Raw genomic sequence first — 14612 nt, forward strand, 5'->3', positions numbered from 1 at the left:
CCAAAAATAGTTCGTTATAACGAATCGTTACGTATACAATTAGCTTTCCTTTCTTCAATACCTGCTTATTCATAAAATAAATATCAAAAAAGCGCAGGAGACGTTCCCCGCGCTTTCTTAATAAATGGATTACTTTTTGAGCTGATCTAAAATGTCGTTACTTACAGCATTTTCTCCACCAAGAACGTTGAAGTCATAAGCTTCCATGTCCTCGATCGCTTCTGCTGTTTCTTTCGGAAGCATATTCGGCTTCACTAATAGCATTGCAGCATTTTGTTTCGCTGCCAGAACAGATCCTGAAAGGGCATCAGCAAAGTTCATGCCAGTGGAAACGTAAACGCGTGCTGAAGGGTTAAGATTTGTAGCAATATCAGCCGCTGTACCGAAACGATTGTCCCCTGCATAGCGATCTTCAGCATGTAGCTTCGCATCGAGCTTACCGTTAACAGCTGTTTCGCCACCAACGATGATCGATCCATCAATGCCTTTAAGCGCATTGCTAGTTGCTGATGGAATTTCATCCGCTTCTGTTAATAGAATTGGATAACCTTTCTGTGCAGCGTATGGCGCAATTGCAAGAGCATCCGGGAAGTTCATGCCGTTTGCTACAATCGCTTTATTTGGAGATCCGCCAAGACGCGCTGCAATGTTTGCAGCTGTATCGAATCGGTTGTCCCCTGCAATACGCTCAACTTCAATTCCCATACCTTCAAGCTGGAATTTCACGTAATTGCTTACCGCACTTGTGCCACCAAGGATAATGACATCTTTCGCACCAAGACGTGCAATTTCTTCTTTCGCCATTTTATTCAGTGATCCGCTTTCTGTTAAAAGAATTGGCGCATCGTATTTATAAGCAAGTGGTGCTCCTGCTAGTGCATCCGGGAAGGAATCGCCACGTGCGAGAACAACCGTATCTGCAGTTTCCCAGCCTTCTTGCGAAATTTTCACAGACGTTTCATAGCGCGTTTCACCCTGGATACGCTCAGCATCTGCTTCAACGATACGTGCTTCGTCTTTCGCTTTAACTGTTCCAATTTCATCGAGATACTCTGTAAATACTTCAAAATCTACGAAGAAAAGTTCGTTCATACGACCGTCAGCGGCAGCTTCACCCATTGCATCGTATCCGTCGCCACCTTGAGCGATATATGCGTTAGTTGCAACAGTGTAAGTCGCTTCTAGATCAATATCTTCATAGCCGTTTTCAGTTTTCACATTTACATCTAGAATTCGCTCATCAGAAGGAAGATCTTTATCAAAAGAATAGCGAAGTCCTGCTACTTGAGCAAAACGACCTTCCTGAGTTTCGACACCGCTTACCCCATGCTCCAATGAATCAATGATTTCTGCACCAGTCATATCAAGCGTGACGAGGTTGTTACCGAATGGCATCGTTGTGAGAACTTCTCCTAATGTAATTGGTCCCTCATCGATTGATTCACGGATTCCTCCGCCGTTCGTGATTGCGATTGTTGCATCAGTAAACTGCTGAGCTTTGTAAAGCATACCGTCTGTAATTAAGTTTCCTAGATTCGTTTCACCTGTTCTTACGGATGCACGTTTTCCATTAAGATAAACGTCAGATTGACCGACTACTTCTTTCTCAATTTCCTCGAGTGGTTTCTTCAGTTCATCATAGAGAGCTTTTGCTTCTTCGTTAGGCTCGAACTTACTTTTACTACCCAAATCAAGAAGTTCATTATCCCAATCAGTTAGCACGCCTTCTTCGTTAAACGTCACTTCAAGATCACCTAAGAAATTGCTATATTCATTTGCTTGTACAACTAGAGTTGGATCTTCAAATGTATCAACTACAACCGCTTCTTCAATTGTTGTGTGGCTATGACCACCAACAACAACGTCGATGCCTTCTACTGATTTAGCTAGTTCAACTTCAACCGCTTTTCCGAGGTGAGTAAGGGCTACGATTTTGTTTACGCCTTTATCCTCGAACATTTTAATCATCTTTTCAGCTTGCTCCTGATGATTTTGGAAGGAAATCGTTTCGCCAGGGCTTGATAGCTCATCTGTTGATTCAATCGTTAGACCGAACACACCCACTTCTTCGCCGTTTACATCAAGGATAACGGCTGGATAGATGGTACCATCATCACCAGTCATCGCCATTTCATTTTTATATAGAGGGCTAAGATAAGGATCTTTGCTGTAATCAATATTTGAGCTTACGATCGGGAATTTCGTTTGCTTGACGAACTCAGAGAACGTCTTTGGACCCTCATCAAATTCGTGGTTACCCGGTACCATCGCATCGTATTTCATCATGTTCATAAATTGTACGTCTGCGAGACCTTTATATTTATTGAAGAAAAGCGTACCAGAGAAAACATCACCAGCATCTAATAAAATTGTATTGGCGCGAGCTGCACGAATTTCTTCTACAGCTGTTACTCTTTTTGGAGCATTATCTAGATGCGCATGTGTATCATTTGTATGCATAATTGTAAGATCAAAATCGCCCGCTGCCGCCTCAACAGGTGTGGACGGTGAAGCTGCTGCAATTCCCATTGCTAATGCCGCTGTTGATAGAACGCCGAAAAGAGGTTTTTTCATATTCATGTAAGTAATCCCTTCCCTTTCGAAAACTCAAATTTTGTCGGAATGTCTCCGCGATTTTCATTATATACTAGCCTACTAGGTGAATGGTCCTTTTTGTCACAATAGTTAACATATTCAAAACATTACTTTATAACTAGTTTCATAGAAAAGGAGAAGGCGGAGAATTCCCGCCTTTTTCCTACTTTAGTTGTTCTTTAATTCATTCATTACGTCGTCGCTAATAGCATTCGTGCCACCAAGGATGTGGAAGTTGTGCATGTCATTTTCGTTAATGGCTTCAGCAATTTTCTCTGGAACCTTATCTTTCTTAACGAGCAGGATCGCTGCATCTTCTTTCGCAGCAAGAACTGAACCAGCAAGCGCATCAGCAAACTTCAATCCTGTTGCTACTATAGCTGTGTCTGCATCTGGTGTTAGAGCGGTTGCGATCGTTGCTGATGTTGCATAGCGGTCATCTCCGCTAATTCGAACGGCATTGGAAAGACTGTCTACAACCTTTTCACTGATTGCACTTTTTCCACCAACGACAATTTGCTCGTTTGTTGTGTTTAATATTTTCTTCGACACAGCAGGAAGCTTGTCGTTATCCGTTAGTACGATTGGATAGCCATTTTTAGCTGCATAAGATGCAACAGATAGGGCATCTGGGAAGTTAAAGGCATTCGCCAGGATCGATTTTTCAGGCGTCCCGTCAAGCTTCGCTGCAATGTTCACAGCTGTTTCGTAACGCGTTTCTCCGCCGATACGATCAACTTTCAGCCCAAGGCCTTTTAGTTCATATTCTGTGTAAGACGAAATTGCGGATGTTCCACCAAGAACGATCGCTTTTTTCGCGCCAAGACGTTTAATTTCTTTCTTAGTAGCAGTGTTTAGCTTGTTTTGTTCCGTTAAAAGGATTGGTGCATCATATTTGTACGCAAGCGGTGCTCCTGCAAGGGCATCCGGGAACTTATCGCCTCTTGCGATCACTACTGTTTCAGCACTTTCCCATCCCTTTTTCGAAACTTCAACCGCAGTCTCATAACGTGTTTCTCCTGAAGTGCGGTCAACGCTGTTGTTCATTTGAATCTTCGCAAGCATTGGATCGTGGTCACTTGCGCGGCCATCTGCTTCACTAAAATCAGAGTTAATGTTAATGCTATCAATCATCGTACGGTTTGCTAGATTGTTCGATACGAGAATATGATCGAGCACCTGCGCATTTCCTTGATAGTTGTAGGAGTAGCGTTGCTCTGTTGGAAGCTTTTTGACCATATTCGTTAGTACGTCGCCTTCAAGCGTTTGGATTGGCTTTGAGAATTCAAAGTCATTCAAGTCACCTAGAACAACAACCTTGCCATTATCCATGTTCGTCACGACGTCATTTACGAAATTGTTTAAGATGGACGCCTGTTTCACACGCTGTACTTCACTTCCTAAAACAACAGGGTGATCAGCGCCAAAGAGTGCGCCATCTCCGCCTTTTGAATTAAAATGGTTCGCTACAACAACCACTTTTTCACCATTAAATTCAAACTCAGCAGCAAGTGATTTACGGGAATCTTCAAACGCTTCATTTGTTGGATCAATGCGTCCAGGATTAAGCGTTAGTCCGTTTTCATCGACGCCAACTGAAGTTGTTGCATCACCAGATTTCTTCTCAGAGAAATTAACGCGATCAGGATTATAGATGAACCCAACGCGAATATTTCCACCAGGCTGTCCGCCATCTGTTTTATCCTCAGGTGCGATTTCAGTAAACTTGTATGTTGGGCCGCCTGCTTCTTCAATCGCTTGAATAATCGCTTCATAAGATTCGTTTGCACTTGTCGTGCCGTCATCTGTAGGACCATTGTTATCTTGTACTTCGACTAAACCAACGATGTCTGGTGTTTTCATGTTCTTTACAATCGATTCAGCAATTTTGCCTGTTTTCTCTTCCCCAACACCAGGATAGTAGTTTTCAATGTTATAAGAAGCAACAGTTAGATCGCCTTTTGATGACTCAATTTTCGTTACTTCACGTTCTGTATTACCATCAATCACGGATGGGAATGTGCCCGTTGGACGGATTTTGAAATTACTGTAATCGTAGCTCACGATTCCAGTGACGGGGCCATCGAGACGATCACCAGTCGTTACGTCAATATCAATACCATCCACGTCAATTAAGAGACGTTCAGGGTTTGGATCTTCTGCTGAAAGCAGCAGTCCGTTTGCACGAGTAAGAAGTTGATCTTCACTTGTGTTTACGTATACAGGAAGCTCATCGTATTTCACAGGCCCTGTTACGTTTGCATCCGAAATCTCAATAAGCATTCCTTCAAGGCTTTCATAAAAGTCCAGTCCATCTGTTTCAGGATCAAAAGATTTCATTTCGTCATCTTCTACGATTTCAGTTGGAGGCGTGCGGTCTGTTCCGATTACGATCGCTTCTGGCAAAGTGTTATCGGAAGAAGCAACAGTGATGGAAGAGGCAGTAATTTGAGTAGTGAGAAGGTCTTTCGCGTCACTATAACCACCTTCTTTATACTCTTTCACCTGACCGTCTACTTCTACTTTGTCGCCAACGTTTACGCCAGCGCCGCCGCTTTTATAAACATAGATTCCTTCTGAAGTGGCGTTGCTATCGTCGGGATTATCTTCTTGCATGTAGAAGGCGTTATTGCCGTCTTTTGCCGTAACGATCCCAGCGATTTTCGTAACAGCCATTCCTTCATAAGGAGAAGTGTGGTCTGAACCTTGAATATCGTGAATGCTAATGCCATCAGCAGACTTTAAAACAGTGTAATCAAAAGTGGCGACTTCACTTAATTTATTGTCTTTGGTTGCTACGGCTTTAATCGTTGTATCTTCAGTTAGTTCAATTGGCGCTGTGTATTCTGTGCTTTCAGCTGTCGGTTCGCTACCATCTGTTGTGTAATGAACCGTCGCACCTTCTTCTGCTGTCGCAAGCTTCACCATCGTGCCTTCAATAACAGATCCTGATGCAGGATTTGCCGTTACTGAGAAAGCTGTTTCGATAACGTCAGCTGCGCTTCGAGTTACGAGTTTGTATTCGTTAAAGTTGTAGTCAATAACACCTTTAAGAATTTCATAGGTTTTACCTACTTCAAGTAGAGACTTATTTGTTGGTTTAATGACAAATTCACCTGAAGCGTCTTCAGCAGTGAAATTACCATTGCCATCGACTGACTTAACAGTGACATCATTAAATTGTGTGAATGCAGCTTCATGCTGTTCACCGTTATCTTTGGAAAGATCAGTGGATATGAGTGACTGAGGGGACGGGATACCTTTGTCTTCCGTTGTGATGGCTACATTAGAGGCACTAGTTTGTACTTGCTGCATGCCATAATAATCTGACATGGCGCCTTCTACAGTTACTTCATCACCTGGTTGAGCCGTAATGCCTGCAGCACGCACAATAATGGCAGCAGTGTCATCCTGGATAAACAGGTTCGTTTGGCCGCCAGTTTCAAAGGATGCTGTGGCAATGCCTTTTATTTTCACTTTTGTACCGTTTTCTACTTTTCTAGCATCAGTGATTGTTGAGAGTTCGATAGGTTCTGGATCTGGGTCCGGGTCTGGAGCTGTGCCATCAGGAAATGTGTAAGCTGAAGGCTCTTTGAGTCCTGGAACACCGAAGTACGTTGCGAGGTTTCCAGTAATTTGGATCTTCTTACCTTTGTTTTCCGGATGAGCGATTAAATTAAGGTCATCTCTTAGAGATCCTTTTGGTAATTGTACCGGAATAATATTTTCTGCTTGTGTTTCATTGGCAGAATCTGCAATAGCAATATTTGTTTCTACGTTATTAGCATTTTCTAAGTTGTAAGATGGGCCGTTAGAAGTTGTTCCTACAATATACCCTTCTACTGTTGCAGAACCAGTATTATTTGCGATTGCTTCACTAACGGAAATTGTTCCTTCGGCAGAAGCAGAAAGCTGCGAAACTGGTAATGCGAAAAAGCTAAGAACCATTGAGAATATTAGCGCAAAGCTAATAAAACGACTGGTTGACCTTCGTTTCAAATTTCATCCCCCCGGATATGTAGTCGAATTTTGGTGATGATACCACCAATTGTCAGTATACAATAACTTTTGACCCAGATGTGTAAAAATAGCGTAAATTGTCTAAATTTAGATGGCGCTTTCATTTTGTGGTAGGGGTCAGGCGCGAGCCTGACCCCCTTCACATACAAAACCGCTGTTTTCGCTGCTTTTGTCCGCGTTCACGGGAGACTAATTGTTCCTAGAAAACTCTTTCTTCAATCTTTCACATTGTAAAGAAACGGTGAAATTAATATATAACGATAGATTTCATTTTTCCTTACTCTTTCATTTTCTGCTCACATACTAGTCTAAAGTACTAGTTTCCAATCACAAAGAAAAACCACCCTATCGATGGCTCGATTGGATGGTTAAGAGGCAGGTTTATCTTCTTCTTTCTTACATCTCTTCCCTGATGGGTTGGATCCATCATGCTCTAGTCGGGGAGATGATCTTGAAGATCCTTGAGGGAACATTACACGTTAGTCTAGCGGGGAGTATACTAGTTTGGTGACTCAAGAGTATATGGGTTTTCTAATTCGTTTTCAAATGAATGAAAATCATTATAAGGACGTATACCTTGCTTCATTAGACAGTTTGTCCCCTGCCTAAATCGAGCATCATTGCTATTGAAAACAAGGACGTTTCTTGCTTGCTTCCGCGCAAAGTGAGCTGTCGTCATAGCACCACTTTTCACTTTAGCTTCCATAATCACGACATGACTTGACCATGCACTGATTAACGCATTTCGCTGAATAAATTGCTTTGGTGTAGGTGCTGTGCCAGGTGGATACTGCGATATGACAGCGCCTTCAATTGATATTGCTTCGAAGAGCGAGCGGTGCTCTTTCGGGTAACAAGTATCAACTCCATTTGCAACAAAAGCAATCGGTTGCCCACAATTTGCGAGGCAGGCAGTGTGAGCAGCATAATCGATTCCTTTAGCGAGACCACTAATAACAGGGATGTTCAGGCTTGAGAGTTTGGTGGATAACTCTTTCGCAGCACGTCGCGCCTGATTAGAACAAGAACGGGAACCAACTATTGCGACAGAAGGTAAGCTTGGCTTGATATGACCTTTGTAATATAAGAGAACGGGCGATTCAGGAACATTTTTTGCATAAACAGGGTAAAGCGGGTCATCTCGGGGTAATAGCCAGATCTCCTTTTGCTGAACAAGTTCGAGAATGCGCTTTGGTTTCTCAAGTGAACGGGTAGCCATTATTGCTTCGCGTGCAAGACGAGAGATTCCACGGACATTCTGAAGTTCAGAGAGAGAGGCATCATAGACTCGTTCAGGAGTTCCGAAAGCGGTCAACAGCTTTTTTTGTGTCACCGGACCCACATGCGGAATCGAACTTAGCCAGATCCAGCGCTCCATTCGTTCACTTCTCTTTCGTGATTAATTTTTATGACAGGATTTTTTCCCATCGTTACTCTGGAAGTTTGGAGAGCACATACACTTTGCTACCTTTTCGCTCTGGCCATTGTTTAACAAGATCTGGTGGTGTTGAGGATTCACTATTCTCGACATAAAGCTGGTAAGCTTCCCGGGAAGGTTCCTGAAAAAGTGAGAGTATGTAATCCGGGAAAGCGTGTGGATTCTTGCGATCAGAAATGTACGCACGATAACTGCTCCACATATAGTCCGCTGGCTTTACTACCATACGAGCTTTAACTGGATTAAGGTGGATGTATTTACTCACGTCAATTTCATAATCAATCGAATCGAGAAGTTCAGCGAAATAGCGACCTTGAAAGACATGTCCTGTGTACTCATATTTGTCGTTGAAATATCTTGCATAGTTGGAGTTGATCACTTTCATGATTTCACCAGGGGGATAATCGAAGGTTTCGATGGAGAGATGCACATGGTTAGTCATGAGACAGTATGCGTGTAGGCGAAACGGAAAAACGAGACGAGCTTGTTCTAAAAGTAATAAGTACTTCAGACGATCAATACGCTCTTCAAAAAGTGGTCCTTTTCGATTCCCTCGACAGATAATATGGTACTTAGCACCAGGGAACCAATTGCGTTTCTTACGAGCCATTCGAATTGCTCCTTTAGTAAGGAAAATGGGGAATTTCTACCATATCGGGGTTAATAATTGTAGTATACCACCTTTCAAGAATTTGGGAATAGTTAATTTGTAAATTATTCAGAAATATTTTTTAATTCACTTGAAGGAAAATGAGGGGGGAAGTAATAGGCGTGAATGAGGAGGACAGGTACGTACTTAACCCCCTCATTCACCTCCTACCGTTCAACCCTTATCCACTATAGGTTCAATACAATGGGAGAGACATTTGCATTAAAAAAGTGTCCACCTGCGGCGGACACTTTTTGGTGTTTTGTCTGTTAATGGGGTCAGGCGCGAGCCTGACCCCATTAAGCATTATTTCAATCCATCCACCACATCATCACTAACCGCATTGACTCCACCTAAAATAGTGTACGTATCTGCTTGTAGTTCTTCAATGGCTTCAGCTGTTTCAGACGGCAATTCATCTGGCTTTACTAGAAGCATCGCTGCACCTTGTTTGGCAGCTAGAACAGAACCTGTTAACGCATCAGCAAAGTCCATGCCTGTTGCGATGAACACGTGCTGAGATGGGTTAAGTTCAGTTGCAATTGACGCCGCTGTACCAAAGCGGTTTTCTCCAGCATAGCGCTTCGCATCCGGTAGCTTGCTGAACGCTTTCTCACTAACCACTGCTTCACCACCAGCGACGATCGCCTGGTCGACACTGCGAAGGGCTACTTCCGTTGCTTTTGGCACAACGTCCTGCTTTGTAAACAGAATTGGATAACCATTTTCTGCTGCGTAAGATGCGGCAGAAAGAGCATCAGGGAAGTTCATTCCACTTGCTACGACAGCTTTATCAGGATTGCCACCAAGACTCGCCTGGATATTAGCAGCTGTTTCGAAACGATCATCTCCGTAAATTCGTTTCACTTTCAAATCGAGTCCTTCTAACTGATAAGCGATAAATTTCGGTACGGCTGATGTCCCGCCAAGAATAATCGCTTTCTTCGCACCAAGGCGCTTAATTTCGCTTATGACCGATTTCTCAAGCCCCTTTTCACGCGTTAAAAGAATAGGTGCATCTAATTTATACGCGAGTGGTGCCCCTGCTAGCGCATCTGCAAAGTTATCTCCTCGTGCAATAACAACAGTATCCGCTTCGTCCCATCCTTCTTTTGAGATCTCAACAGCTGTATCATAGCGATTATCTCCAAATATCCTCACTGGTTCCTTCGATTCCGCTTCACCAGCATCAGATGTTACTTTCCACGTATATTTCTTCGTATTCTTTCCAATCGCTCCACTATCGTTATTGAAAATTTTAGATTTATTTTCTTCAGATGGTTCAATTGTAATTGGTATTTCATTTTCACCATTTACTAGCTTTACTTCATGTGTGAACGTCATATCCTCATTCACATTTACTTTCTCACCATTAATCGTTAGGTTTCCTTCTTTGATCGCATTTCCTTTAAAAGTTACCGTATCGCCTTCCACAACGGCACCATTTTCAGGAGAGTTTACGACAACGGGCATATCGATCCAACGGAAAATTTCATCTTGTACAACCATTTTATTACTGCCCTGGTTAGTTACCGTCACTTTAAGATCTGTACCTTCTGCTCCGTAACCATAGAAGCTGACGTCATCATCAGACTTATCATTACGCGTATGGTCGGCAAGTCCTTCCTGATCCCATGACTCCCCTTTTGCATATTTGTACGTTAAGACCGTTCCTTCTGGGAAAGATTTTTGTAGTTCCCAATCCGGTGATACCGCTCCATTACGAGACATTTCCCATGCACTTGTACTCCACCCATTTTGATCACCAGGCATCGTTACTTTTGCGCTAAGCGGTGTATCGTCAGGGGCATGCACTTTAAATGTTACGTCTACCATCACAATATCCGGAGTTACCGTTACTTTATTAGAAGCGGTTTGATTTCCAGCTTTGTCATACGCTACGATGCGATAGGTGTACGCTTTGCCGTTCTCAACAGCGAAGTCTGTGTACGTCACTGCTTCTGCATTATCTAGAAGTTCAACCGTTTGACCATCCCGCTCAACCGCTAATAAGTAAGGGTTGTCTGTTCCTTCAAGTGCCCAGTTTAATGTTACCTGTCCAGATTCCTTTAACGGCTCTTCAAGCTTCACAGCATCTGCAGGGGCCTTCGTATCATCCTCATTTTGAGAGAACGTGACTTCTTCTGTATTCGTTGTTTTCCACGTAGCCCCACGATCAGTTGAAAAAGCTAGTCGGTAAGCGTATGTTCCTTTCTCAATTGGGCGGAATTCCGCTTTAAATCCATTAGCCTCTTCTTCCTGTCCTGTGTAAGTCGCTTTAGACTCTTGCCACTCACCGTCACGCTTCACTTGAAGTTTTCCAATTAATCCTTCTGCAAGACTTGATTCCGTTGCACCATCTATTTTCACACTAGCTTCGATTGCGAAAGTGTTTGATAGATCCAACACTTGATCGTCAATGACTGAAACTGAAGAAATTTCGTACTTTCCTTCTTTCCACTCGATGTGCGGAATCGTTGGTTCCTTCGTTTCCACTTTTACCGATTCATTGCCATCCTTATCGATCGCCGTTACGGCAAAAAAGTAAGATTGGCCATTAGTTAATCCAACAACGGTAAGTTCCTTGTCTTCCGTTACACTCACTTCTTCATACATCGCCCCTTGTAGCGTTGAGCGATACACTTTGTATTTCGCTGCATCTCCTGTCCAAGAAAGGGTTGCGCTTCCTTCTCCAGCAGAAATTTTCAAATCGCTAGCCGCTTTTGGTCGCTCAAAATTCTGACCTTCGTCAGCTATTAGCATGCGGCCAGTCATTGCAGGAATCGTTACCGAAACCTTGCCACCCTTCACCGTTACGCTGTCATCTTTCGCGAGTCCATCGGTAAATGATATGTTGTTTTTCACAACTTCCTTCACATTTAGCTCGATCGTTTGCGAATTAGTACCGCGGTTCACTGCAATGATTGCTGCACCGTCATCATTCGTACGAGCAAATGCATAGACATCCCCGTCTGCATGCAGGGTTGTAAGCTTCCCGTATGCAAGAAGATCTGCATTTTCAGTACGAACAGCTCCTGCAGCTTGATAGTGCTTTACTAACTCTGCATTTTCATCTCCCCACGGATACGTGCGACGATCATCAGGGTCTTTAGAACCCGTTACACCTGCTTCATCACCGGAATAAATCGTTGGGGCACCTGGGTAACCCATTTGCAGAACCGCAGCTAGTTTTAAGCGCTGCACGCCAAGCTCGTGATCGTAATTCGGATCAAACTCAGCTCGTTCATACGTGTCAGTTCCGCCACCAAGTACATAGATTGCACGCGGCGTATCATGAGACCCCATTAAATTCATGAGCGCATGAAACGCCTCATCAGGGTAATCCTCCTGTACTGCCATCAACTTCTCATCTGTACTTGCTGCATTCCCATTTTTCAAGAAATCAAGAATAGCACCTTCGAAACGATAGTTCATCACGGAATCATATTGATCCCCAAGGAAGTATTTTGATGCGTCATCCCAGATCTCACCTAGAATCAGCGGCTCTTCCCCATCCTTCAGCGTTGCTCCGGCACCGGCCATTTCTTCAGATTTCAATTCATCACGGAACTCACGCCAGAATTCCATATCGACTTCATTTGCGACATCAAGGCGCCATCCGGAAGCCCCATTTGTTAACCATGATTTCGATGCAGAATCTTTGTCATACATAATGTAATCAGAAAATTTCTCATTGTTTAACTCACTATCATAATCAACTGCGTCTCCTTCAACGCTTTTGATTTCAGGAAGAGAATCATATCCCCACCACGCCTGATAGTCGTAGCGTTCCTTCCCATTCTCATCCTTCACTTTTTCATTTTTGATATTAAACCAGTTATGAAAGCCATATTCGTCATTAAACGTTTGGCCTTCTTTTTCAAGCTGTTTTCGTGCTTCTACTCTCGCATCTTTTTCACTCATGTCCTCGTCATTCATTAGGTCATAAATACGAGACCAATATTCATAAGCCCCAACGACATCGTACTTACTATAGCGATCAAAGTAGATGGAGTCATCCCCAACATGATTAAATACGCCATCCATAATCAGGTGCATGTCACGTTTTTCAAGTTCATCGGTAAATGCTTTAAATTCCTCAGGTGTTCCAAACATTGGATCAATCGTTTTCCAATCCGCTGCATCATATTTATGATTTGATGCTGCCTTCGCAATTGGATTTAAATAAAGGGTATTTACACCAAGGGATTGAATATAATCAAGCTTCTTTTGAATGCCTTCGATATCCCCACCAAAGAAATCGTTACTCCATATCTTATCTCCATCATAATCTGCACTGTCCGAAAGCCTTGGATTATCGGGAAGCTCTCCCCACTCCTGGTGCTCAATTGGTTCATGACCACGTGCGGTTTCCTTTGAATCATCGTTTTCTTCATTTCCATTATTAAATCGATCAGGGAAAATTTGATACACCACAGCTTCTTTCATCCAGTCTGGCGTTTCGTATCCTGGATCGAAGACCGTTAATTGATAAAGTTCAGCATTCGTATCAACTGCTTTTCCAGCCGCTCCTTGCTTCGTATCTTCTCCATACTCCGCTTTTGCTGAACCATCACGCACGATAAATTTATAGCCGTAAAGTCCTTTTTCTTCAGGCGTTACTTTCGCTTCCCAAAAATCTTTCCCATCATTTGTGGCTGCCTTCTCCATTGAGATCAGCTTGCTTGTACCCGTATTTTGATTCTTGATGTAGAGGTCGGCTTTCGCTACATCATCTTTCTTTGCTGCTAGACGTAGCGTCACCGTCTTTCCTTCTTTCACAGCACCAAACGGAGCACGATAAGCTTCTTCCCATGAGTTATGTAGAAGACTTGCCTTATTTACTGCACCATCTGACCCTTCAGCACTATAATCTGTGCTTACTTCTTTTGAATCGGCATTGAAAAAGAACGTGACGTCTGCCTTTTCAATGACGTTCAACTTTGCATTCTCTGCTGGATAATCGTCTCCCCATTTATCGCCAAGCACCACTTTATACTCATAATTCCCTTTTGGTACGCTTGTCGTAAAGGAATAGACATTATCAAATTGATCATCAGTCAGAAGCGCTGTTGACTGATCAGGGCTCCACTCTGCCCCTGCATCAATGGCAGGCTGGATCGAGCCAACAAGTCTAGGTGATTTTTCTTTTAGCGGTGTGTAAGTAGTTGAATCTGCAATCGCATGTGTTCCATCATGATAATAAAACGTTACTTTTGTTTTCTCATCCAGTGTTAATTTAAGATTGTTTCCACCATCACCATAGCTCTCTCCCCAAGATTGATTGATCGCTATTTTATATTCATAACTCCCTGCTGGAAGTTCACCAGAGAATTCATAAAACCCTCCTCCCATGGCTTCCATCTTTGTTTCCTCAGCTGTTGGATCCCATTCCTTTGAAGCACCGAGCTCGTCCTGCAAATCGCCAACAAGGGTGACAATTCGTTCGTCTTTCACCTCGCCAATCGTAAAGGTACTATTATCGCTACCATTTGGATTTAAAGGATCTTTCATCCATTCATCTCCCACGATAAATTTGTACTGATGAAGTCCATCGGATAGATCATCTATCGTTAACTCCCAGACGTCATCTACTTTCTCGAGTGGAAGTGCCCCTTCCTGCCAATTTGTAAAATCACCTGCAACAAGAATCGATTCTTCGCTCCCATCTCCTTCATAAATAAACGTAGCTGATGATCCGTCTATGACAGGACTAACTGCTGCCGCTTTCACTGCTCCAGGAATAGCTCCAGCAAGCAATTGAATCAACAGAACGACGACGAGTGACAGTGAAAATCTCCTTCGATTACCCCTTTTCATCCTTTTCCCCCTTGAAAATACGATTAGCGAAACCGTTTGCACAAAACCGTAAATTTCAGGAAACCGTTTGCAGTTATAAATAAAAAATAA

Annotated in this window: 5 protein-coding genes; all 5 read right to left on the bottom strand. The window is 43.1% G+C overall.

Features of this window, described 5'->3' with window-relative positions; genetic code table 11:
• Nucleotides 1-129: 129 nt before the first annotated feature.
• The gene (locus tag AC0VYO_RS20420) at nt 130-2580 is read right to left on the bottom strand and encodes a cell wall-binding repeat-containing protein (protein WP_475368170.1); all 2451 of its coding nucleotides are present in this window, start codon (nt 2578-2580) and stop codon (nt 130-132) included.
• Between the two features lie 183 nt (nt 2581-2763).
• Nucleotides 2764-6594: a cell wall-binding repeat-containing protein gene (locus AC0VYO_RS20425; RefSeq protein WP_475368171.1), complete on the bottom strand. Its 3831-nt coding sequence runs from the start codon at nt 6592-6594 to the stop codon at nt 2764-2766.
• Nucleotides 6595-7114: 520 nt separating this feature from the next.
• Entirely contained in the window at nt 7115-7993 is an 879-nt protein-coding gene (locus AC0VYO_RS20430) for a DNA-processing protein DprA (protein WP_475368172.1), read from the bottom strand.
• A 52-nt stretch (nt 7994-8045) separates the two neighbouring features.
• Entirely contained in the window at nt 8046-8663 is a 618-nt protein-coding gene (locus tag AC0VYO_RS20435) for a transposase (RefSeq protein WP_475368173.1), read from the bottom strand.
• A gap of 345 nt (nt 8664-9008) precedes the next feature.
• Entirely contained in the window at nt 9009-14522 is a 5514-nt protein-coding gene (locus tag AC0VYO_RS20440) for an alpha amylase N-terminal ig-like domain-containing protein (protein ID WP_475368174.1), read from the bottom strand.
• Nucleotides 14523-14612 lie beyond the last annotated feature (90 nt).

Source organism: Anaerobacillus sp. 63XJN7_4_ISO-PGPR-S23-413 (genome assembly GCF_056173725.1).